Source organism: Cohaesibacter gelatinilyticus, from assembly GCF_900215605.1.
Lineage (GTDB): Bacteria > Pseudomonadota > Alphaproteobacteria > Rhizobiales > Cohaesibacteraceae > Cohaesibacter > Cohaesibacter gelatinilyticus.
In genome coordinates this window covers 693,091-714,251 of the sequence record NZ_OBEL01000002.1, presented here as the reverse complement: position 1 = coordinate 714,251, position 21,161 = coordinate 693,091, and the positions used below count along the sequence as shown (strand labels likewise).

Annotated in this window: 20 protein-coding genes; 11 read left to right on the top strand and 9 right to left on the bottom strand. The window is 54.2% G+C overall.

All coding sequences use genetic code 11. The features are described 5' to 3' along the window. The first annotated feature begins 22 nt into the window (after positions 1 to 22). The 3 genes from CRO57_RS13600 to CRO57_RS13590 are packed head-to-tail and all read left to right on the top strand — an operon-like array spanning position 23 to position 2,606. Positions 23 to 532, top strand: a complete 510-nt coding sequence (locus CRO57_RS13600; RefSeq protein ID WP_097153973.1) for a TRAP transporter small permease — start codon at positions 23 to 25, stop codon at positions 530 to 532. Next, positions 532 to 1,833 (top strand): TRAP transporter large permease, encoded by a 1,302-nt coding sequence (locus CRO57_RS13595; RefSeq protein WP_097153972.1) that lies wholly within the window; start codon positions 532 to 534, stop codon positions 1,831 to 1,833. Before CRO57_RS13600 ends, CRO57_RS13595 begins: the two co-directional genes overlap by 1 nt. Next, the gene (locus CRO57_RS13590) at positions 1,833 to 2,606 is read left to right on the top strand and encodes an alpha/beta fold hydrolase (RefSeq protein WP_097153971.1); all 774 of its coding nucleotides are present in this window, start codon (positions 1,833 to 1,835) and stop codon (positions 2,604 to 2,606) included. The genes CRO57_RS13595 and CRO57_RS13590 overlap by 1 nt, the downstream gene beginning before the upstream one ends. 144 nt (positions 2,607 to 2,750) lie before the next feature. Here the strand turns inward: CRO57_RS13590 and CRO57_RS13585 are convergent, their stop codons facing one another. Then, the gene (locus CRO57_RS13585) at positions 2,751 to 3,656 is read right to left on the bottom strand and encodes a LysR family transcriptional regulator (RefSeq protein WP_097153970.1); all 906 of its coding nucleotides are present in this window, start codon (positions 3,654 to 3,656) and stop codon (positions 2,751 to 2,753) included. Between the two features lie 123 nt (positions 3,657 to 3,779). Between CRO57_RS13585 and CRO57_RS13580 the strand changes: the two genes are divergently transcribed. Both CRO57_RS13580 and CRO57_RS13575 read left to right on the top strand, forming a co-directional pair. Next, positions 3,780 to 4,925 (top strand): DSD1 family PLP-dependent enzyme, encoded by a 1,146-nt coding sequence (locus tag CRO57_RS13580; RefSeq protein WP_097153969.1) that lies wholly within the window; start codon positions 3,780 to 3,782, stop codon positions 4,923 to 4,925. Between the two features lie 134 nt (positions 4,926 to 5,059). Then, positions 5,060 to 6,013, top strand: coding sequence for an ornithine cyclodeaminase family protein (locus CRO57_RS13575; protein ID WP_097153968.1), 954 nt, complete (start codon positions 5,060 to 5,062; stop codon positions 6,011 to 6,013). 49 nt (positions 6,014 to 6,062) lie between these two features. Here CRO57_RS13575 and CRO57_RS13570 read toward each other — a convergent pair whose 3' ends face one another. Beyond that, on the bottom strand, positions 6,063 to 7,286 hold the full coding sequence (locus CRO57_RS13570; RefSeq protein WP_097153967.1) for an aminotransferase class V-fold PLP-dependent enzyme: 1,224 nt from the start codon (positions 7,284 to 7,286) through the stop codon (positions 6,063 to 6,065). Positions 7,287 to 7,352: 66 nt separating this feature from the next. Further along, positions 7,353 to 8,246 (bottom strand): LysR family transcriptional regulator, encoded by an 894-nt coding sequence (locus CRO57_RS13565; protein WP_097153966.1) that lies wholly within the window; start codon positions 8,244 to 8,246, stop codon positions 7,353 to 7,355. A gap of 139 nt (positions 8,247 to 8,385) precedes the next feature. Here CRO57_RS13565 and CRO57_RS13560 point away from each other — a divergent pair, with 139 nt between their 5' ends. The 4 genes from CRO57_RS13560 to CRO57_RS13545 all read left to right on the top strand — a co-directional run bounded on the left by CRO57_RS13560 (position 8,386) and on the right by CRO57_RS13545 (position 13,012). Further along, the gene (locus CRO57_RS13560; RefSeq protein ID WP_097153965.1) at positions 8,386 to 9,363 is read left to right on the top strand and encodes a glutathione S-transferase family protein; all 978 of its coding nucleotides are present in this window, start codon (positions 8,386 to 8,388) and stop codon (positions 9,361 to 9,363) included. 229 nt (positions 9,364 to 9,592) lie between these two features. Beyond that, the gene (locus CRO57_RS13555) at positions 9,593 to 11,128 is read left to right on the top strand and encodes a glutamate synthase-related protein (protein ID WP_097153964.1); all 1,536 of its coding nucleotides are present in this window, start codon (positions 9,593 to 9,595) and stop codon (positions 11,126 to 11,128) included. Between the two features lie 238 nt (positions 11,129 to 11,366). Then, positions 11,367 to 11,951 carry a hemerythrin domain-containing protein gene (locus tag CRO57_RS13550; protein WP_210200866.1) on the top strand — a complete coding sequence of 195 codons (585 nt, stop codon included), beginning with the start codon at positions 11,367 to 11,369 and terminating at the stop codon, positions 11,949 to 11,951. 23 nt (positions 11,952 to 11,974) lie between these two features. Beyond that, positions 11,975 to 13,012, top strand: a complete 1,038-nt coding sequence (locus tag CRO57_RS13545; protein ID WP_097153963.1) for a glutathione S-transferase C-terminal domain-containing protein — start codon at positions 11,975 to 11,977, stop codon at positions 13,010 to 13,012. 3 nt (positions 13,013 to 13,015) lie between these two features. Here CRO57_RS13545 and CRO57_RS25290 read toward each other — a convergent pair whose 3' ends face one another. Genes CRO57_RS25290 through CRO57_RS13530 form a run of 3 tightly spaced genes read right to left on the bottom strand, consistent with a single transcriptional unit; the run spans position 13,016 to position 16,154 of the window. Further along, positions 13,016 to 14,071, bottom strand: a complete 1,056-nt coding sequence (locus CRO57_RS25290; protein WP_097153962.1) for a cupin domain-containing protein — start codon at positions 14,069 to 14,071, stop codon at positions 13,016 to 13,018. Next, the gene (pdxA, locus tag CRO57_RS13535) at positions 14,071 to 15,075 is read right to left on the bottom strand and encodes a 4-hydroxythreonine-4-phosphate dehydrogenase PdxA (RefSeq protein ID WP_097153961.1); all 1,005 of its coding nucleotides are present in this window, start codon (positions 15,073 to 15,075) and stop codon (positions 14,071 to 14,073) included. The genes CRO57_RS25290 and pdxA overlap by 1 nt, the downstream gene beginning before the upstream one ends. After that, positions 15,072 to 16,154, bottom strand: coding sequence for a four-carbon acid sugar kinase family protein (locus tag CRO57_RS13530; protein WP_097153960.1), 1,083 nt, complete (start codon positions 16,152 to 16,154; stop codon positions 15,072 to 15,074). Before CRO57_RS13530 ends, pdxA begins: the two co-directional genes overlap by 4 nt. A gap of 74 nt (positions 16,155 to 16,228) precedes the next feature. Between CRO57_RS13530 and CRO57_RS13525 the strand changes: the two genes are divergently transcribed. Continuing rightward, positions 16,229 to 17,116, top strand: coding sequence for a LysR family transcriptional regulator (locus CRO57_RS13525; protein ID WP_097153959.1), 888 nt, complete (start codon positions 16,229 to 16,231; stop codon positions 17,114 to 17,116). On the opposite strand, the gene CRO57_RS13520 is transcribed toward CRO57_RS13525, so the two are convergent. Further along, positions 17,113 to 17,553 carry a phosphatase domain-containing protein gene (locus CRO57_RS13520; RefSeq protein ID WP_097153958.1) on the bottom strand — a complete coding sequence of 147 codons (441 nt, stop codon included), beginning with the start codon at positions 17,551 to 17,553 and terminating at the stop codon, positions 17,113 to 17,115. The two genes, CRO57_RS13525 and CRO57_RS13520, sit on opposite strands and share 4 nt — an antisense overlap. Before the next feature lie 329 nt (positions 17,554 to 17,882). Next, on the bottom strand, positions 17,883 to 19,343 hold the full coding sequence (locus tag CRO57_RS13515; protein ID WP_097153957.1) for a catalase: 1,461 nt from the start codon (positions 19,341 to 19,343) through the stop codon (positions 17,883 to 17,885). A gap of 119 nt (positions 19,344 to 19,462) precedes the next feature. Here CRO57_RS13515 and CRO57_RS13510 point away from each other — a divergent pair, with 119 nt between their 5' ends. Next, positions 19,463 to 20,392 (top strand): hydrogen peroxide-inducible genes activator, encoded by a 930-nt coding sequence (locus tag CRO57_RS13510; RefSeq protein WP_170956096.1) that lies wholly within the window; start codon positions 19,463 to 19,465, stop codon positions 20,390 to 20,392. 88 nt (positions 20,393 to 20,480) lie between these two features. Here the strand turns inward: CRO57_RS13510 and CRO57_RS13505 are convergent, their stop codons facing one another. After that, positions 20,481 to 20,915 (bottom strand): hypothetical protein, encoded by a 435-nt coding sequence (locus tag CRO57_RS13505; protein ID WP_097153955.1) that lies wholly within the window; start codon positions 20,913 to 20,915, stop codon positions 20,481 to 20,483. Between the last annotated feature and the right edge of the window lie 246 nt (positions 20,916 to 21,161).

Sequence of the window (21,161 nt, the reverse complement as noted above, 5' to 3'; positions counted from 1 at the left end):
TTCTTTTATTGTGAGGTCCGAGATGGATGATGGATTTGACCGCCTGATCCGCAAGATAGAGCGCGTGGTGGTTTGGTTCGCAGGGATCGGTGCCGTGGTGGTGCTGATTCAGATGCTCTGGATATCCTATGGGGTATTCGTGCGCTATGGATTGGGCAAACCGGACCGGATGGTGACAGAGGCGACTGCGCTTTTGCTGTTTCCCGTTGCTTTTTCAGGTCTTGCCTTCGCTCTGCGAGAAGACGCCTTTCCCAAAGTCACCATGATCACCGAAGTGATGCGTCCCGGCATTCGACGCATGCTTGATATCATCAATCACCTGCTCATGTTCGGGGTTGGCAGCTTTTTTGCCTATGCAGGCGTAAGCGCTACGATCCGGTCTTTCAATTCCGGTGTTGCCTCCGAGATTCTGCATTGGCCGCGCTACATGTTCTGGGCGCCTGGTGCAGCAGCGCTGGTTCTTTTCTCACTTTATGTCGGTTTGCGTCTGATCCAGTTGATCCGCAAACCCGCACCGTCCGGAGATCTCTAATGGAATGGTATGTTGTTGGCCTCGGCCTTCTCGGCCTGTTGATGCTGTTCATCACCATTGGCCTGCCGATCCCCTTCGCCCTTGCGGCTGCATCTTTGCCTTTTCTGTGGCAAATTCAAGGTTGGGAAACCTCCATTGTCTCCTCCGAGCTGAAACTCTGGGGTGTCTGGATTGACTATATTCTGCTTGCCGTGCCGCTTTTCGTCTTTCTTGGCGAGTTGATCGGCAAATCCAATATAGGACCCAATCTCTATCAATTCCTGCATCAGGGCGTTCGCATCAAGGGATCTGCGGCTTATGGCTCCATTGGTGCCAGTGCCGGCTTCGGTGCGGTGTGTGGATCCTCCATGGTGGGCGCTTTGACCATCGGTGGCGTGGCGTTGCCCGAGATGTTGCGTCTTGGTTATGGCAAGCGCCTGTCCAGTGGTGTTCTGGCTGCAGGTGGTACGCTGTCGGTTCTGATCCCGCCAAGTCTGATCCTGCTCTTCTACGGCATTGTGACTGACCAGAGCATTGGTGATCTGTTCATTGCAGGCGTCATTCCCGGTCTGATCCTTGTCTCCAGCTTCGTGATTGTCGTTCTGGTCTGGGGCATGCTGAAACCTCAGGATATTCCGAGCAGTGAAGATGCATCCAAGATGCCGATGGTTATGATCCTGAGTACGGTTGGTCCGGTTGTTCTGATCGGTCTGGTGATTACCGTTGCGATTTATGCCGGTATTGCCACTCCGACTGAAGCTGCGGCTGTTGCTGCCTTGCTGACGGTCATTCTGGCCTTCTGGGTTGGCGGGTTGACCTTTCAGGGTTTCAAGGATTCCATCTTTGCCACCATGCGTACCATGGGATATCTGGGTCTGCTTCTGTCGGCAGGGGTTCTGTTCGGTTTCGTGCTGACCTATTACCGAGTGCCACAGCAATTCACCGAGCTGTTCCTGTCCTTTGATCTGTCGCCTTATACGGTTCTGGCCATCGTTCTGGTCTTCTACATCATCCTTGGGATGTTCCTTGAGCCGGTTTCGATGACTTTCATCACCTTGCCGACCATCTATCCTTTGATGCATGCGGCTGGCTTTGATCTGATCTGGTTTGGAGTGGTCTACACAATTACCATGGAAATTGCGGTGCTGACGCCGCCTGTGGGGCTCAATCTCTATGTCATACAGGCGATAGGGCGCGATCAGGTGACAATTGGGGATGTGATCATGGGCTGTCTTCCCTTCATCGGGGCCATGATCCTGCTGATCTCCATTCTGATCCTTTCTCCAGATGTGGCTCTGTGGCTGCCGGAGCAGATGCGCTAATGTCAAGATTGCCTTATCTTCGCGCCGGTTCTGGTCCGGTTCTGGTTCTGGTTCACGGCTATCTTGGTGGTGCAGCCCAGTGGGTCGATGAGATCGAAACCTTCCAAAAGGATTTCGATGTCATCGCCCCCAGTCTTCCCGGTTTCGGCGAGGCAGCTCACCTTCCGGCATGTGGCACCATCCATGAAATGGCCGTCGCTGTCCTTGAGCTTCTGGATGAACTGGAAGTGACGGACTATATCCTGCTGGGTCATTCCATGGGTGGCCAGATCGCTCAGGAAATGTCGGCTCTGCGGCCAGGGATGGTCAATAAACTGATCCTGTACGGGACGGGGCCGGTGGGTTTGATGCCGGACCGGTTCGAGCCGATCACCGTTTCCAAGGAGCGGTTGCAACGAGATGGTGTCGCCAAGACGATTGAGCGGATTGCTGCGACCTGGTTCAAGGATGGTGAAAATGCAGCCGGTTATGCCAAACTGGTGGAAATTGGAAGCTTGACCAATCCCGAAGCCGCCCTTCTTGGATTGGATGCCATGGCGGGTTGGGATGGTCGAGAGGCGATGAGCACTCTCACTATGCCGACGCTGGTGATCTGGGGAGATTCCGATCGATCCTACCGATGGCCACAGGTTGAAAGCCTCTGGCAGGGCATTCCAAGTGTGGATCTATGCGTGGTGCCCAAAGCTTCTCATGCTGTTCATCTGGAAAAACCGAAATTGTTTCATTCCATTATTGGCGATTTCCTTGATGGGTCTTATGACGGCAAGTCCTGATTAAGACCCCTGCATAATGGTCTTTGATTTGAAGTGAGGTCGGATCACTGATATGGCGGACTGTGATCTGGTCAGAACGGGGCTGCTTTGGCAGCCCCGTTTTTGTCTTGTTACATGCGTTCGGTTTGCTTTGATCCTGGCCGCTCAAACCCAAGGGCGTTTCGAGAGATGGGTGATGAGGGCGTCCAATGCGTGTCTGACGCGAGCGGTGCGCAGGGTTCTGGGGCTGAGCAGGGCGATGATATCGGCATCAGGCAGGTGATGGCTTTCCAACACCCGTTCCAACCGCCCGTCTGCCAGCTCAGCGGCCACGTTCCATTCAGAGCGTTCGGCAATGCCAAGGCCTGCCATGGCCCAGGATTTGACCACCTCGCCATCATTGCTGGCAAAGGCTGGGGTGACGCGGATGGATTGGCGATTGTTTTCTTGGTTCGTGAGGTTCCACATGGTGACATCAGCCTGATTTTCTCGGATCACGCCACAGGCATGTCTTTGCAAGTCTTGGGGATTGTCTGGGTGGCCCTGTTTCTCCAGATAGGTGGGCGAGGCACAGAGAAAGCGCCGGTTTGGGGCCAGTTTCTTTTGCACCAGTGAAGTGTCACTCAGTTGACCGACATGGATGATCAGATCCCAATTGTCCGTGCCTGCTGCGCTATAGGGATCATCGGACAGGATCAGATCGGGCAGGATGGCGGGGAAGTCCTGCTTCAATTGTGCGATGACCGGAGCGACATGGATACGGCCAAAGCCAAAGGAGGCGATGATCCGCAAAGGACCGCTGACTTCCTGTCTTCGGATGGCCAAATCTTCGTTCAATTCTGCCAGATTATCGAGAATGGCTCCGGTGCGTCGCGCCAGCATCTCGCCTTCTGCGGTCAGCACCAATCGCCCGCGTCCGCGCTCGATGAGGCGCAAGCCGAGCCTTTGCTCCAGTTGGGCCAGGCGTTGCGAGACGGCAGGCGGGCTCACATTCAGAGCTCTTGCGGCTGCGGCAAGGGAGGTCTCTGACGCCAGAGTGGCAAAGAATTTCAGATCAGGTGTCTCTAACATATTCGGTATCTATTGATGTTAAGTTCAGCTTAATTCTATTTACAGGTTTTGTTAATAGTGAGCTGCATTAAAAGGCGTTATGATGTGTAGGAGCCCTGAATTTACGTTCCGGATGGAAGCGCCATGAGTCCTGCTGATCTCTATCTCAATGATGTTCAAACGCCTGCATTGATTCTCGATGAAGCGCGCATGCAACGCAATATCGATCGATTGGCCGAGCATATCGGGTCGAAGGGTGGCGTCTTGCGGCCGCATCTGAAGACCGTGAAGTCGGTCGAGATTGCCAAGCGCCTTTTGATCAATGGCAATGGACCTGCCACGGTGTCGACCTTGGCCGAGGCTGAGATTTTTGCCGAGGCGGGTATTCGAGACATCACCTATGCCGTTGGAATTACCCCGCAGAAGCTGGACAGGGTGGCCGCGATCCGTGCCAAGGGCTGTGATCTAACGGTCATTCTGGATAGCCCAGATCAAGCAAATGCTGTGGTGGAGGTCTCACAAAGATTGGGACAAAAGCTTCCAGCCTTGATCGAGATTGACTGTGATGGTCATCGCAGCGGTGTTGAGCCGTCTGATCCCACCCTCATTGAGATTGGCACAATCTTGCATGAAGGCGCGGAGTTGCGTGGCATTCTGGGCCATGCAGGCGAGAGTTATGAAGTTTATGGCAAGGAGGCTCATGCTGCCTTTGCCGAGCAGGAACGCCAGGCTGCGACCAAAGCTGCGTCCAATCTGGTAGAGGCCGGTCTGCCTTGTCCCGTTGTAAGCATTGGCTCCACCCCCACGGCCCACGCCATTGAAAATCTGGATGGCATCACGGAAGTGCGCGCCGGAGTTCATACCTTTTTTGATCTGGTGCAGGCCGGGATTGGTGTCTGCGATCAGGATGACATTGCCTTGTCGGTTCTTACCAGTGTGATCGGGCATCAGCGCGACAAGGGCTGGATCATCATTGATGCAGGCTGGATGGCCTTATCACGTGATCGTGGAACGTCTGCTCAGCGCGTTGATCAGGGCTATGGCGTGGTGTGTGATGAGAGCGGGGATGTCATTCCCGATCTGATCGTCATCAAAGCCAATCAGGAGCATGGCATCATTGCCTTGCGCCCCGGGAGTGATGCGGGTTTGCCTGAACTGCCCCTTGGCACAAAGCTTCGGATCCTGCCCAATCATGCCTGCGCCACTGCCGCTCAATTTCCCGCCTATCACGTCGTGCCAACTTCGAGAGATGCGCCTTTGAAAGTCTGGCGACGCTTTCGCGGCTGGTGAGGCAGGGCCCTTTTTCCCACTCACGGCGTCGAAAGACTTCGAAAATGAACTACATTGTCTTCACTCTTTCTCCTTGTGAGTGGCAAAAAATTCTCCTGCCCTAACTATCAAATTTGTGAGGTTGTTTTCTGACCATGCAATATGTCCCCGAAGAAATCTCTGCCGGACTGGCATCCCATGAAATGGCCTATCGTGCCGTGAAAGAAGCGCTGATTGCTGCCAGTGAAAGCGCTACTATCTTTCCAGTGGTTCTTGGCCATGGCAGCGATCCGCAAAATAGCTATGCGATCAAATCTTCTGCTGTGTCCGATCTGGCCGGGTTGAAGGTTGGCTCCTATTGGCCGGGCAATGAGGCCAAGGGCATGCCGCGGCATAACTCGATCATCTTTCTCTTCGATCAGGAAACAGGTCGCATTGGTGCAGCAGTGGAAGCCGGGCAGTTGAATGCCTATCGCACGGCAGCAGCCGATGCTGTGGCGGCGGATTGTCTGGCGCGATCTGATGCTTCGACCCTTGCCATCTTTGGGGCGGGTCATCAGGCCGAATATGAGGTTTGGGCCTTGGCCAGGATTCGTAAATTGGACCGGGTTCTGGTGGTGACGCGGAATGTGAAGAAAGGCGAAGCCTTTGTTGCGGCTTTGCGCGAAGAAGGACTGGCGGCGGTGCTTGCTGACGCCGAGGTCGCCTGCCGGGGTGCAGACATCATTGTGACGGCAACGCCGGCAACCGCGCCGTTGTTTGACACAGACTGGGTACAGCCTGGCACCCATGTGGTGTCCATGGGTTCGGATTCTGTTGGCAAGCAAGAGCTGCCGCCGGAGCTATTCTCCAAGGCCAAGCTCTTTTGTGATCTGCCGGTGCAGTCTCGTGTGATTGGTGAGTTTCAGCATGCATCAGAAGAGACCCAACTGACCGCGATCGGTGATGTGTTGAGTGGCCGCGCCAACGGACGAGAGAGTGATCAAGAGATTACCATCTTCGACAGCTCTGGCTTATCGGTGCAGGATCTGTTTGTCGCCAAGGCGGTCTTGGCGCTGCTCAATGAGAATAATGCATCCCAAGAGCCCTTTGATGAGGATGACAGTTAGCAAGGCGGACAGAATATGTTTCCGCCTTGCTGAATGATTTATCAAGGTTTTAAAGAACCTGATCCAACGCTTCGATGGCCTGATTGACCTCGGCTTTCGAGGTATAGTGCGACATGCTGATCCGCAACACGCCATGGGTGGGGTCAAGGCCCATGGCCTCCAGAACACGCATGCCATAATAGTGGCCATGCCCTGCCATGATGCCGCGTTCGGCAAGCTTGGTGGAGATGTTCAAAGACGGTTCCTGACACAGTATGGAGACGGTGGCCGCGCGCTTGCTCGCCTGATCAGGGCCGATCAAACGCAGACCATTTTTGCCTCTGATATAGTCAAGAAAAGGTTGCAGCAGATCGGCTTCATATTGGGCGAACAGGCCATGGAGATCTTCGCACATTTGTGCCGGTGTTGTGCTGTTCTTGAAATGATGACCGTGCAGCGCTTCGAAATAATCGACCATCCCGGCAGAAACAGCGACGGATGCGTGATCCGGGCCAGCGGGAGTGAGGCGTTTATAGGCAACCTCGCCATTGAAGAAATGGGCCTGGTTGGGCAGCTTGAAGGCGAGCTCCTTGCGTACCACCATGATGCCCTGATGGGGACCCCATGTCTTGTAGGAAGAGAAGAGATAGATATCCGCGCCCAGCTTGCTGACATTGGGCCAGCCATGGGGTGCGAAGCTGACACCATCGACGCAAGTGACAGCTCCAACGGCATGGGCTGTTTTGACAATCTCTGCGACCGGGTTGATTTCTGCCACTACGTTGGAGCAATGGGGGAAGCAGACCAGCTTGACCTTCTCATCCAGCAGGGCATGCAGATCTTCCAGTGCCAGACTGCCGCTTTGTGGATCGACCTTCCATTCCCGGACTTCGATACCCTCGTCGGCGAGGCGTCGCCAAGGGCCGGTATTGGCCTCATGATCCTGATTGGTGACAATGATCGCATCGCCCTTGTTCAGCATCTGACGAAAGGCCTGCGCCAACACATAGGTATTTTGGGTGGTAGAGGGGCCAAAGCTCAGCTCGCCCGTCTCGATACCCAGACAAGCGGCTATTCTTTGGCGTGCCTCGTCCATTTCCTCTCCGGCCTTTTTCGAGGCTGCAAATGGATAATAAGGCTGTACTTTGCGCTCGGTGACATATCTTTCCAGGCGCGTAATAACCTGCTGGCACATATAGCTTCCGCCAGCATTTTCAAAAAAGGCCTGACCGTCCAGAGAAGAGGCGCGAAAGGCGGGAAACTGAGCGCGAACAAAATCATTATCGAGGGACATCAAATTCTCCGTCCTAAAAACTCTCATTATGCAGAGCTCTTGGAGAGAAGCAATTGCTTCAGCGTCTCATTCCTTCAATGTCAGACAGGCATTCGTGATCTCATCGGCAAAGGCGCGCATGCGTCGGTTGAGGCGTCTGTTTTGCGAGTAGAGCAGATGGATGTGCCAGGTGGGGTGTCGCAGATCGGGCAGCACCGGGACCAGCTCCCCTCTATCCAAGGCCTGTCGCACCACGAAATAGGGCATGCGCGTGATGCCCAATCCCTCGATTGTGGCTTCCATCAGAAAGGTGCCGCTGTTTGAATTCAAAAAGGGTTGGAACTCGATGCTTTGCGGTTTGGATCTGTCATCCAGAAAGGTCCAGCTGGCGCGGCGGGCATTGCCAAAATAGAGTAGCTGATGAGCAGGGAGATCCTTCAACTCGTTCGGACTGCCATGTCTGGCGAGATAGGTCTTGCTGGCATAGAGGCCATGCTCGGCTGTGCCGATGAGATGATCAAGCGCGCTTTCATCCTCGGATGGCGAGATGCGAATGGCCAGATCGTAATTCTCGAAGGACAGGTCCACATGTCGATCATCGAAATCGATGGTCAGCATGATGTCCGGATAACTGGTCTTGAATTTGATCAGCGCGTCCGTCAGATAGCCAAGGCCGAACTCACGGGGCAGGGACACGGATAGAGGTCCGGAAAGATCGGCTGATAGGCTCATGAAATCGGCGTCGATCTCGTCGACTTCTCCCACCGCCCTGATGGCGCGTTGATAGAGCTCTTCCCCCGTCTGGGTGATGGTCCAGACGCCCGGTGCCCGCTCGATCAATTTGCTCTCATAGCGATCTTCCAAAAGCGATAAGCGTCGGCTGAGGGCAGATTTGGCAATATTGAGGCTGCTGGCCGCCTTGGAAATACCGCCTGCCTCGACGATCTGCACGAAAAATCGCAAATCTTCTATCTGTCCCATTGCTCACCCTATCTGTACCTATTTTATCTGTTCTAATTTAAAGAACTTGAAGGTCTATTTATGGCCTCTATATCGCACTGAGAGAACATTTTAAGATGAAAATCAATCAGGTTGTAGTGATAAATTTCAAGGACGCATCATGGGACTTTTACAAGAAGGCAAATGGGTTGATCGCTGGTATCAGACCAAGGATACCGGTGGGCGGTTTGTCCGCAAGGCCTCGCAATTTCGCAACTGGATCACTGCCGATGGTTCCGCTGGCCCGACTGGTGTTGGCGGCTTCAAAGCCGAGAAAGATCGCTATCATCTTTATGTATCATTGGCTTGCCCCTGGGCGCATCGCACGCTGATCTTTCGGGCCTTGAAAGGGCTGGAAGACATGATCTCCGTCTCGGTCGTGCATTGGTATATGGCCGATAATGGCTGGACCTTTGCGGATGGCGCAGGCGTGATTGCCGACCCGATCAACAATGCCGATCTCATGCATCAGATCTATACCGCAGCGGACAGCACCTATTCCGGTCGTGTGACCGTGCCGGTTCTATGGGACAAGAAGCAGAACACCATTGTCTCCAATGAGAGCGCCGAGATCATTCGCATGTTCAATTCCGCCTTTGACAGGTTGGGCGCAAAGGCTGGCGATTATTATCCGCAAGCCCTTCAGGCCGAGATCGATGAGGTGAATGATCGGATTTATGGCAGCGTCAACAATGGCGTCTATAAAGCTGGCTTTGCTACCACTCAAGCTGCTTACGAGGAAGCTGTGGTGCCGTTGTTCGACAGCCTTGATTGGCTGGAAGAGCGTCTGTCCAATCAGCGCTATGTGATGGGTAACGAGATTACCGAGGCGGACTGGCGGCTTTTCACCACGCTTGTGCGGTTCGATCCGGTTTATGTGGGGCATTTCAAATGCAATCTGAGGCGGATTGCTGACTATCCGAACCTCTCCAATTATGTGCGCGATCTCTATCAGCAGCCGGGCGTGGCCGAGACAGTGAATATGGAGCATATCAAGAAGCATTATTATGCCAGCCACGAGACGATCAATCCCAGCCGTGTCGTGCCGATGGGACCGGACCTGGACTATACCGCGCCGCATGACCGGGCTCGACTTTAAGTCCTGAACCAAGCCCTCTCCCCCTCCCAAGCCACCCGTCATGGTACCCTCTTGATGCTTTCGGGGGCGGCTGGGAGGAGGAGAGGGCAGGACATGCAGCCAACAGCGCGCTCCCGAAAAGTTGCAGACTTTTCGGATAAGAGTTCGCTCTTAAAAGTCTCGCCTCGAGACTTTTAAATCAGGCACCAAGACGAAGGACCACGCTGAATTCATATTATAAGAGGATAAAATGACCGACCAATCAGGACCAATCATTGCGGCCAAATTTCCGTCAAAAGTCGATCTGGAGGAGGGGAAGGATTATTATTGGTGCCGGTGTGGCAAATCCAAAAACCAGCCTTTTTGTGATGGCTCCCATGCGGGCAGTGATATCACGCCGATGAAATTCACCGCCGAGAAGACCGGCTCGGCGGCGCTTTGCCAGTGCAAGTCCAGCGCCAATGCGCCTTTCTGCGATGGCACCCATGCCAGCCTTGGGGATTTGAAGGCAGGCGACGCCGCGCCCCCACCAAAGACCGAGCTGCCAAGTGCTGTACCAACACCAGAAGAACCAACGGTGGCGCGCATTCATGAGCTTGCCCGTGATGGTCTTTCCAAGCTTGGGCATCATGGCGAAATGGGGGCCATGGGTGTGCCGCGCAAGGATTTGCCCCACTGGGATGACATTCAGATCCTGCCCGCGCAAATGGCGCGAAAACCATTGCTGGATGATGAGCCGGTCGCAACATCGGTCACCATTGGTCCACGTGCCACCAAACCTTTGCAGCTGGATATTCCACTGATGGTCTCTGACATGAGCTTTGGCGCGCTGTCCGAGGAAGCCAAGACCGCTCTGGCCCGAGGGGCCGAGCTGGCAGGCACCGGCATTTGCTCTGGGGAAGGCGGCATGCTGCCCGAAGAGCAGGCCGAGAATAGCCGCTATTTCTATGAACTGGCGTCGGCGCAATTTGGGTGGGACATTGCACTGGTCGAGAAGGTGCAGGCGTTCCATTTCAAAGGTGGGCAAGGGGCCAAAACCGGGACCGGTGGCCATCTTCCGGGCGAGAAAGTCACTGGTAAGATTGCCGATGTGCGCGGGCTGGAGCCGGGACAAGCGGCGATCTCTCCGGCGACATTCCGCGACCTGGTCACTGCGGCTGACTTCAAACATCTGGCCGATGAAGTGCGCGAGCGCTCCGGCGGCATTCCCATCGGTTTCAAGCTGTCGGCCAATCATATCGAAGAGGATATCGATTTTGCGCTGGAAGCAAGCGCCGACTATATCATTCTGGATGGACGCGGCGGCGGAACCGGCGCGGCACCGCTGATTTTCCGCAACAATATCTCGGTGCCGACCATTCCGGCCTTGGCTCGGGCGCGGCGACATCTGGACAAGAGAACCGGCGGCGAAGTGAGCTTGGTGATCACCGGTGGCTTGCGTGTGGCGGAGGATTTCGTCAAGGCTATGGCCCTTGGAGCCGATGCGGTGGCGCTCAGCAATTCCGCCATGCAGGCGGTGGGCTGTATCGCGGCGCGCATGTGCAACAGCAACAATTGCCCGGTGGGTGTGGCGACACAAAAGCCGGAGCTGCGCAAGCGGTTGGATGTGCAAGTGGGTGCCGAGCGTCTGGCGCGCTATTTCGGGGCCAGTGTCGAGCTGATGCAGGTTCTTGCCCGTGCCTGTGGTCATGCCTCTCTGAGTGATCTGAATGCCGAAGACATCACCACATGGAAGCGGGAAATGGCCGATCTCAGTGGTGTGCGCTTTGCCGGTGTCAAGGACTGATAATCTCGCATGGCAGTCCTGCAAAAACCGATCTGGTGATGAAGTGAAGCAATCACCAGATCATTGAGCTTAAGAGCCTGATTTTAAAACCCTGAACCGAGCCCACTCCCCCGCCCAAACCGCCCACGAGGGTACCATGACGGGTGGTTTGGGCGGGGGAGTGGGCTGGTGACGCGGCCTAAAAGTCTCATACGGAGACTTTTAAATCGGGCACCAAGTCTCAGAAAGGAGAAAGCTCATGCTTGATCAAGCTAAAAACATTGATGAAATCAAAGTTCGCACGGATGATATGCCCAGCGAGATGCGTCTCTTGCTGAGTGATTATCCAAGGGACAGCTGGGAGGCGCATCCCGGCTTTCATGAGAAGACCCGCCATTGGCTTGGGGCCCATCAGATGTTTCGGCGTCTCGCAAACCGTGTGAGGCTGGATGCCGAGACCTATCTGGATGGCAAATATGAGCTCGATTATTATGGCGGGCGGCTGGCCTATTACGGCAATGTTCTGGTTGGTAATCTGCACGGCCATCATGGCTGGGAAGATCATAGCTATTTCCCGGAGCTGTCCAAGGCCGATGCCCGTTTTGATGCAGGGCTTGCTGTTCTGGAACAGGACCATGCCGATCTGGACAAGGTGCTGGACCATTTCACCCGCACGGCCAACCGCGCCATTCAGCTCATTCAGTTGGATGAAGCCCAGGTTCGTGATGAGGTGGGCAAATTGCACGGCAATGCCGAGATGATTGAAGCCTTTCTGAAACGGCATTTGAGTGATGAAGAAGAGCTGGCAGTGCCCATCATTCTGCATCATCGCCTACGAGGATAAGGTGCGAGGTTAGAGGTTAAAACATGACCGACAAACCAAATGACAGCTCCGTTCAGGAGGATCAGAAAAATGCAGCAAAGCGCCGCGCGCAAGGAGAATTTGTGCGCGGCGTCAGCGGCTTTCGCCATGCCATAGGGGATGCGGATTTTCCGCCGGAAGCCGGGAGTTATCATCTTTTTGTGGCGTTGAATTGCCCTTGGTGCCATCGGGTCATTCTGGCGCGCAACATGCTGGGCTTGCAGGATGCAATCTCCATGGATGTGGCCTTCCCCAATCGCACAGATGAAGAGCATCCGGAAGGGCCCAATCTTTGGGAGTTCAATCCCGAGCGCATTGCCAGTCTGACCGGTTTGCCATTGGCGGAATGCAGTTTGGAGACCGCAACCGGCAAGGGCTATCGTCTGGCGCGTGATATCTATCGCGCGGAGGGATCAAACGAGCAATCGGTGCCCATTCTCTATGACAAGAAGAGCGGGCGCATCGTCAATAATGAAAGCGCCGAGATCCTTCGCATGCTTGATCTTCATGCTGCTGCACTTGGTAGCAGTATATCGGATGACCAACGGGTCCGCCTTTATCCGGCAGGTGAAGTGCAGCGTGCCGAGATTGACCAATTGAATGATCGCATCTATCGCACCATCAATAACGGGGCCTACAAAGCTGGATTTTCCTCTGATCAGTCCGTCTATGTGCAGGCCTTTGCGGACTATTTCAAAGCCCTGCACTGGCTGGAAGATTTACTGTCTGATGGCAGGCCTTATTTGACCGGCGATGTCTTTACCGAGGCGGACTTGCGGCTCTTTCCGACGCTTTATCGCCATGACCCGGTCTATTATCTGCGGATGAAACTGAACGGGGCCAAGATCCTTGACTATCCCAATCTCTGGCGATGGTTATGCCGTGTCTATTCTCTGGATGGCGTGGCACAAAGCAATTCGCTGGTCCATTGCCGACAGGGCTATTTCGGCCGCTCCTGGAATGGCGTCGTCCCTGCCGGGCCTTTCAAACCGATGCCCTACCCGGAAGCCTATCACTATCCCGAACTTGCCCGGGATGGTTAGGGCCTAGACGCTGGCCAGATCGATGATCTTGCGCTCATCTTTGGCATTGCCGGTATTGATTGTGGTGGCGGGTTCGATGAGCAGCACTTCGCAGGTGCCGCCCAAGGCCACCGGGCAATGTTCCACGCCATGGGGCACGATGATGAACTCGCCCTCATTGACGATCTCGTCGCGGTCGCGGAATTTCATCAGCAAGCGGCCCTTATGGACGAGGAACATCTCGTCCTCATGCTTGTGATGATGCCAGACAAATTCGCCCTCGAACTTGGCCAGCTTGATCATCATGTTATTGACCCGGCCAGCGACGCGTGGGCTCCATGTGTCATGGAAAGACGCAAAGGCCTTTTGCAGATTTTTCGGTGTATGGGGTGAGAGATGATTGTTCACCCCGGCGACATCGCGCTGAATGGAGCGCAGCTGTGTTTCCAGCTCAGGGCTGTCTGCCGGATAATCACCATCCAGTGCCGCTGTACCGATTGTAAAGCCAGCAGCGCCTGAGCGCCGGACAATCTCGATCCGCTCTCGGCTGCCGATGGAGCCTGCCATGATGACCGGCTTGTCGACGGCGGCGCAAACCGCTGCCATCAAACCGGTGACATTTTCCCTGGAGCGATAGGCCAGCAGATCAAGTCCATGCACGCCATCCATCGCGGCCAGTTGCACGGCGCTTTCCACCACTTCGTCAATACAGCCAGCCAGCACGCTGGGGTGGCCTTCGATCCGACCGGGGAAGGGGTAATATTGAATGTTCGTGTCTTTCAGGATGGGCAGAACCGCCTCGACATTGGTGCCGCCCAGTAGAATATCAACGCCGATCTCCACCGCTGCCTTGGCCGATGCGACTTCGCTTTCCTTGTCCAGTGATACCACTTCCAGATAGCTGGTCGCGCCGCCTTTCTTGATGGCGACATTCAGTTCTTTCAATCGCTCGAAGGGCAGGCCGACATCCTTGAAACCAATGTGATGAACCCCGGCAGCAAGGGCAACTTTCAGATGTTGCTCGGCATCCTCGACCGTCTTGTCATTGCGGGTGAGCATGAAGATAAAACGAAGTCCCATCAGTTGGTTCCTTTTTGTCGGGCGGCAATCAATTGTCTGGCATAGCCAATGGCTGTCAAAAGGCTGGCGGCATCGGCACTGCCCTGTCCGGCAATGTCAAAGGCCGTGCCATGGTCGGGGCTGGTGCGCACGAATGGCAAACCGAGAGTGATGTTCACGCCTTTCTCCAATCCCATATATTTCACCGGGATCAAACCCTGATCGTGATATTGCGCCACCACGATATCGAATTGTCCCTGACGTGCCATCATGAAGACCGTGTCTCCGGGCCAAGGGCCGGAGGCATTGATGCCTTCCTTTTTGGCGGTTTCGATGGCCGGGGCGATGATGTCGATTTCTTCGCGGCCAAACAATCCGCTTTCGCCAGCATGAGGGTTCAGCCCTGCCACTGCAATGCGCGGATGGTCGTATCCAAGGGCTTTTGCTCCGTCATGAGCCAAGCGGATGGCCGCCATTTGGGCGTCGAAATCCGCGCCCTTGATGGCATTCAGAAGCGAGCAATGAATGGTGACCAGAACGGTGCGGATCTCGTCATTGCCAAGCATCATGGCCACTCGTTCGGCTCCACCAAGATCGGCCAGTATCTCCGTATGGCCGGGATAGGAGATGCCCGCGCGAGAAAGCGCTTCCTTATGAATGGGGGCGGTGACAATGCCAGAAATAGCGCCATTTGCTGCGAGCTGAATGGCGGTCTTGATGGCATCAAAGGCGGCTTGCCCGCACTCTGCGCTGACTTTGCCAAAGGTGGGGAGAGTGTTGAAAGTGCTGGTTTGCAGCACTTCGATCTGGCCTGGCTCAAAGCTGGCCTCTTCTACTTGCTCAATGGCTTTGACTTGTCGCTCTGATCCTGTGATCCGGGCCGCTCGTTCCATCACCTTTGGGCAACCAAGGACGAGAAGGGGCTCGCTTTCAGGCACATGGGACAGGGCCTTGATGATGATTTCCGGCCCGATACCTGCCGGATCGCCCATGGTAAGAGCGAGGGGGTTGGTTCGATTGGTCATTGCTTCTGTCTAACATCCTGTTTGGAGCATAATATTTGCGCGGCGCGTAGAAAGCTTTCTTCATCGCCAAAGCCACCGGCCTTCATGCCAAGGATCAGAGGCGTGCCATCTGCACGCTTTGCCTTTGCCAGCACAAAGCCGGGTTCCAGCTCGCCCTGTAAGGTGAATTGTTTGATCTTCAGTCTATCGAGCATGGCTTGCATGGTGTCGCCGCCGGTTGCGATCAGCGTGTCAAAATTTGCTTGCTGCTGCATGGCTTTTGTCACCAATTCTTGAAGAGCTTGATCCGGATTGTCGCTGCGCTGCTCCGGTGTCATCAGGCAGGTGACACTTTCATGCTGTGCGGTGCGTTTGGCTTGCTGGCGGCTGATGGGGTTGGCGCTACCGACCACCGTCAGGATTGAACGGCTCGGAGGGAGGGAGGCTTTTGTGACCGGGCTTTGCTTGAAGCGATCGGCCAAGGCCATGGCCAATCCGGGAGAGCCAACCCAAAGGGCGTTTTCCGGCTCCTTGATGGCCGCGACCTTTCGGGTCAACTCTTCCTGTGTTTCGGCATTCAATATTGTGATGTCGGCAATGTCAGCAGGAAGACTATCCCTGATGCGGGAGGATCTGGCCGGATGGACGGGATCATTGGCGTAGCTGGACTGGCAGACCGGGATATCATGGACATATTGCACGCCGTCTCGCGTGATGCGACCCGCTGCCGGAAAGGCCGGGGTCACTATCAATCGCTTGCGTTTGCTGGCTGTGAAGGCGGCGCTGATCTCTGCCTTGATATGCCCGCGCAAGGTGCTGTCGATTGTTTTGAAAAGCAGGGATGCACCCGCCAATGACCGGGCCGCTTTGTCTGTCACTGTTGCGGCATCGATTTCAGACAGAGACCGACTGGCACAATCCGCGGACCAGACAGTGGATGCATCGCTTGGCGCTGTGATATCGCCTCGCAAGACAGTCACAGTGTGTCCGCACCGCTGAAATGGAGCACCGCCATCGGCTGCACTGGTCAAATCATCGGCAAGGATGCCGATCAGAGGTGTATGTGTGGGCGCTTTATTTATGATGCTGAAGTCTTTCATATGGTGATGATATCAAACCAGGTTTGCACATAAATCGATTTGTTTTCACCGTTATTGGTGATAATTTATCACCTATGAAGCGATCCGATATCCCATCTCTTGACGATTTGCGTGCCTTTGAAGCGGTGGCGCGGCTTGGCTCTGTCCGGCTTGCCGCCGATGAATTGGTCTTGACCCATGGTGCGGTCAGCCGACGGGTGAGCAAGCTTGCTCGCGACTTGGATATTGCGCTGGTCGCGCCAGACGGACGCGGCATATCGGTGACGGCAGATGGAGACATTCTGGCGGAGGCAATGACCAAGGCGCTGGTCTTGCTGGGAGACGCTTTGACCTCCATCCGACAGCAAGAGGAGGACAAGCCCATCGTGCTGTCCTGTGAGCGCTCGGTTGCCATGCGTTGGCTGATCCCGCGTCTCAGTCAGTTTCAGGATGCCCATCCCGACTGTCCGGTGCATTTGTCCGTTGGGGGCGGGTCGCTGAATTTTGCCCGTGACGGGGTGGCGCTGGCGGTGCGTCGGCTGGATTTTCCCATCGATCCCGACTGGCAGATAAAGCCCTTGTTCGACGAGGCCATCGGCCCGGTCATGGTGCCGGACATGCAAGAGGCTTTTGAAGCGGGGGAGTATATCGCGCTTGGCAGCAAGACCCGACCGGACGCTTGGGAGACATGGCAATCGCTCTATGCCGACGCTCCGAAGCCAAAGGATGTCCGACAGTTTGATCATCATTTCCTGCTGGCGGAAGCCGCAGCCAGCGGCCTTGGCGTTGCGATCTGCCCGCAGATTGTTGTCAGCGATGATATCGAACGCGGGCGCCTGATCGCACCTTGCGGTTTTGTCGCTGATGGCTCCGGCTATGGGCTGATCCATCAGCGCCGACCCGAGTTGAGCGATGGGGCAAACATGCTGGCAGATTGGCTTTGCGAGACCTTTGCTACTGTCGGAGCTAGGCCCGCGCCCTAAAAATCCCCTTCGGCGCATTGGAGGCAGGTGATGTTGTTGCGGCGCCACATGTCGACGACGGAGTTGCGATCATCCACGACAAAGGCAATGCTCTTTCCCTCGCTCAGCAATTGATCAAGGATTTCCTGTTTGATGATAACGTCTGAGCGATGATCTTTTTTCGGGCGCATCAGCAACCGATTGAAGGGGATATCATTCCAGGTGAGCCAGGTCTCGGTTACCTTGCGATTTTCCTCGCCCCGGCCAGAGACGATGATCAGCTCATGACGTCCGGCATCCCAAAGGGTTTTGTAAAGTTCGACCACAGCCGGGTTGGGCAGATCGTCGCCCATCCTGTCATTGAAGGCAGCCCAGTTTGGCTTTGGCCCGTCCAGCAAGGGCCGCCGATGATCAATCAGAGCCAATGTGCCATCAATATCAAAAAGCACGCATTTCATTTGTCAGGCCATAAACTCATATATGTGGTGGATTTGGCAGCAGCAGATACTGTCTTTGCAAGAAGAAAAATCACCCTATCTCCTCATCAATGAGATGGTCAAGGAGTGTGTATGAGCAAGGATGTCAGGGGACTATCGATAGCAGACTGCGTATGGATCTTGTGTGATCCTTTCGATATCGGCATTGGAAAAAGGAGCCCGGAATACCGGGTCCCTTTTTCTGTCTTAAAGCACTTCCCACAATTGTTGAATCGCGAGTAGTGCTTTAATTCTTTGGTTTGAAGCGAGTTCTTATCCGAAAAATGCTTCAACTTTTCGGGAACACGCTCTTAGAGACCCTGCACTGTTGACAAATCGATCCCCAATGCATTGGCAACGCCTTCGCCATATTTGGTGTCTGCCCGATAGCAGTTCACGATATGCCTGTGCTGAATTTCCAGTCTGGCAGGTCCGATTGCCCGGGCTGTATTTTCGAACAGAACCTGCTGTTGCTCAGTACTCATCAGATTGAACAATTTGCCGGGCTGGGAATAATAATCATCGTCAACCCGATGGTTCCAGTGATCGGCAGCGCCCTCGATGCTTAAAGGAGGTTCGCTATAGTCCGGCTGTTCATTCCATTCGTTGAACATGTTTGGTTCATACCCAATCCGGCCACCGGCATTGCCGTCAACCCTCATGCCACCGTCCCTGTGATAGGAATGGAAGGGGCAGCGAGGTGCGTTGACCGGGATTTGGGTATGATTGACGCCGAGACGGTGTCGGTGGGTGTCACCATAGGAGAACAGGCGTCCTTGCAACATGCGATCGGGTGAGAAACTGATACCGGGAACAACATTGGCCGGGCTGAAAGCGGATTGTTCAACTTCGGCAAAATAATTTTCCGGATTCCGGTTCAGCTCCATTTCGCCGACTTCGATGAGAGGATAATCCCCTTTTGGCCAGACTTTGGTCAGATCAAATGGATTGATGGGATAGGAGCCGGCCTCTTTTTCCGGCATGATCTGGACATATAATGTCCATTTGGGGAAATCACTCTTCTCGATGGAGTCGAAGAGATCTCTTTGATGGCTTTCCCGGTCGCCTGCAATAATCTGTGCGGCCTCTTCATCTGTCAGATTCTTGATGCCTTGCCGGGTTTTGAAATGAAATTTCACCCAGAAACGCTCATTGTCAGCATTGATGAAGCTGAATGTGTGACTGCCGAAGCCATGCATGTGGCGGTAAGTCGCTGGAATGCCACGATCACTCATGACGATGGTGACCTGATGCAGGGCTTCCGGCAAATTGGTCCAGAAATCCCAATTGTTGTTGGCATCACGCATGTTGTGACGCGGATCTCTTTTCACTGCATGGTTCAAGTCAGGGAATTTGAGAGGATCACGCAGGAAAAAGACCGGCGTATTGTTGCCCACCAGATCCCAATTGCCTTCTTCGGTGTAGAATTTCACTGCAAAGCCACGAATATCCCGCTCTGCATCGGCCGCGCCGCGCTCACCGGCTACCGTAGAAAAGCGCAGGAACAAGTCGGTTTTCTTGCCAATTTCAGAGAAGATCCTGGCTCTGGTATATTGGGTTATGTCATGTGTGACGGTGAATGTGCCATAGGCTGCAGATCCCTTGGCATGCATTCTGCGTTCGGGAATAACCTCCCGGTCAAAATGAGCCATTTTTTCCAGGAACCAGACATCCTGCAAGAGAACGGGGCCTCTTGCTCCTGCGGTCATGGTGTTTTGATTGTCCGGAACAGGTGCCCCGGAAGCAGTGGTCAGTCCATTTTTCTTGGTCATGGGTCCCTCTCAATCGGACTTCATTAGAACTGTCCCAAAGATAACATCCAAGCTTGTCATTAATCTATATTATCCTTATTATCAGAATAATAATTTGAACTTATGAGATTATGATTCCCATGAGAGCCTTGTCCGGAATAACGCTGAAAGATCTTGAATATGCTCTGGCTGTTGCGGAGGAAAAGCACTTTGGGCAGGCGGCAAGCCGGTGTGGGGTTTCACAACCGGCAATCAGTCAGCAAATCAGGAAAATGGAGGATTTTCTTGGTCTGTCGCTTTTTGAGAGAAGCGGAAAATATGTGAAAGTGACGAAGTCTGGCGCACTCATTCTTGAAAAATCACGGGAGATCATCGGCAAGACACTTGAATTGTCCCAGCTTTCCAAAAGCCTCTCCAATCCCATGGAGCTGACACTGACCATCGGCATCATTCCGACCATCTGCCCCTATCTCATTCCCCATCTGATCCGACCGCTCAAGCAAATCTATCCCAATTTGAAGATAACCATCATTGAGGAACCAACCCCTATTCTTGAGGAGATGATTTGCGGACATGAGCTGGACATCATCATCACGGCCACGCATCCCGAGGCGAAAATGCTTGAGGTGACGACCCTCTATTTCGAACCTTATGTCTTTACTTGTCCTGAAGATCATCCTCTGGCCGGTCGGGAAACTGTCAATTGGAGTGAGATCGACAAGAATGAGATCATCATGCTATCGCCTGAACATTGTTTGCGCAGTCAGACAATGGCTCTTTGTGATGTCAAGGATCAGAGTATTTCCGGCGGGGCACGCAGCCTGGAAATGCTTCGGCAGATGGTGGCCTTGGGAGAAGGATGCGCCTTGCTTCCCATCCTGTCTCTCAGTGGTATCGAGAAATTTCAGGGACTGATAGCCATCCATAAAATCAGCGGCGGTGCCTTTGGCCGCAGCATTCATATGATATGGCGTTCAACAGATCCGCGAAAACCTCATCTGAAGACATTTGCGAATGAGATTATTTCCATCACAAATGAACCCAATATGAGACGTTTCCTCGACCATTGAAGACGGGGGAGAGGGCGGACATGTCGCTGATCGCACGTTCCCGAAAAATTGCGAACTTTTCGGATAAGACCTATTTTAGATCAAAGAGTTAAGATACTTCATCGAAGGATGATGTGATGGTCTTGAGACAATCCTTGGTGCGCTCGCTTTTTACATCGACGGGCAGATAGATCTCATATTGAATATGCTCATCCAGCTCTCGCCGCCAGATGCCGCAATCTCTGGCCGCTTGCATGGTGGCATCACTCTTTGCAAGCTCTTCAATCAGACTGACTTGTAGCTGCATGGGGTCCCGGGTCTCTTCCCAGAAGTCTTCCGACAACCCGGTATCCAGGCAATTGAAAATGATGCCGTGCTTGGTCGAGAACACATAAATGGAAGATTGCGTATCCTTGACCTTCTCATGAAAGCTGGATGCGATCTTCACATAGTCCTTCCATTGCGTCTCACAAAGATCCCGGCTTTGCGAGGCAATTGATGCACTCATCGATGCAATGAGAAAAAGAGCACAAGCCGCGATCATCCGGCATGTCTCCCACGCCATCGCCGCACATGAATGCTGCTGAAACCTAACCATCACTGTCTTCCCCGGCTGCAGATACAGGACTTATTGATCTCAAGCAGACAGCTTACCTTGGCTCGCGCGGATTTCAAGCGGGTTTGTGGGGTGGGGGAGGATGCTAGCCCTACAGCGATTAATGTCATTTCTATCTTTTTACTACGTAATAGCTTGGACGGAGTAGGTGCGACAAGTCAGTTGTTTATTCGA

Excerpts from the sequence above, each read along its gene's own strand:
- CRO57_RS13600 (WP_097153973.1), top strand. The coding sequence starts at position 23 with ATGGATGATGGATTTGACCGCCTGATCCGCAAGATAGAGCGCGTGGTG.
- CRO57_RS13595 (WP_097153972.1), top strand. The coding sequence starts at position 532 with ATGGAATGGTATGTTGTTGGCCTCGGCCTTCTCGGCCTGTTGATGCTG.
- CRO57_RS13590 (WP_097153971.1), top strand. The coding sequence starts at position 1,833 with ATGTCAAGATTGCCTTATCTTCGCGCCGGTTCTGGTCCGGTTCTGGTT.
- CRO57_RS13585 (WP_097153970.1), bottom strand. The coding sequence starts at position 3,656 with ATGTTAGAGACACCTGATCTGAAATTCTTTGCCACTCTGGCGTCAGAG.
- CRO57_RS13580 (WP_097153969.1), top strand. The coding sequence starts at position 3,780 with ATGAGTCCTGCTGATCTCTATCTCAATGATGTTCAAACGCCTGCATTG.
- CRO57_RS13575 (WP_097153968.1), top strand. The coding sequence starts at position 5,060 with ATGCAATATGTCCCCGAAGAAATCTCTGCCGGACTGGCATCCCATGAA.
- CRO57_RS13570 (WP_097153967.1), bottom strand. The coding sequence starts at position 7,286 with ATGTCCCTCGATAATGATTTTGTTCGCGCTCAGTTTCCCGCCTTTCGC.
- CRO57_RS13565 (WP_097153966.1), bottom strand. The coding sequence starts at position 8,246 with ATGGGACAGATAGAAGATTTGCGATTTTTCGTGCAGATCGTCGAGGCA.
- CRO57_RS13560 (WP_097153965.1), top strand. The coding sequence starts at position 8,386 with ATGGGACTTTTACAAGAAGGCAAATGGGTTGATCGCTGGTATCAGACC.
- CRO57_RS13555 (WP_097153964.1), top strand. The coding sequence starts at position 9,593 with ATGACCGACCAATCAGGACCAATCATTGCGGCCAAATTTCCGTCAAAA.
- CRO57_RS13550 (WP_210200866.1), top strand. The coding sequence starts at position 11,367 with ATGCTTGATCAAGCTAAAAACATTGATGAAATCAAAGTTCGCACGGAT.
- CRO57_RS13545 (WP_097153963.1), top strand. The coding sequence starts at position 11,975 with ATGACCGACAAACCAAATGACAGCTCCGTTCAGGAGGATCAGAAAAAT.
- CRO57_RS25290 (WP_097153962.1), bottom strand. The coding sequence starts at position 14,071 with ATGGGACTTCGTTTTATCTTCATGCTCACCCGCAATGACAAGACGGTC.
- pdxA (WP_097153961.1), bottom strand. The coding sequence starts at position 15,075 with ATGACCAATCGAACCAACCCCCTCGCTCTTACCATGGGCGATCCGGCA.
- CRO57_RS13530 (WP_097153960.1), bottom strand. The coding sequence starts at position 16,154 with ATGAAAGACTTCAGCATCATAAATAAAGCGCCCACACATACACCTCTG.
- CRO57_RS13525 (WP_097153959.1), top strand. The coding sequence starts at position 16,229 with ATGAAGCGATCCGATATCCCATCTCTTGACGATTTGCGTGCCTTTGAA.
- CRO57_RS13520 (WP_097153958.1), bottom strand. The coding sequence starts at position 17,553 with ATGAAATGCGTGCTTTTTGATATTGATGGCACATTGGCTCTGATTGAT.
- CRO57_RS13515 (WP_097153957.1), bottom strand. The coding sequence starts at position 19,343 with ATGACCAAGAAAAATGGACTGACCACTGCTTCCGGGGCACCTGTTCCG.
- CRO57_RS13510 (WP_170956096.1), top strand. The coding sequence starts at position 19,463 with ATGAGAGCCTTGTCCGGAATAACGCTGAAAGATCTTGAATATGCTCTG.
- CRO57_RS13505 (WP_097153955.1), bottom strand. The coding sequence starts at position 20,915 with ATGATCGCGGCTTGTGCTCTTTTTCTCATTGCATCGATGAGTGCATCA.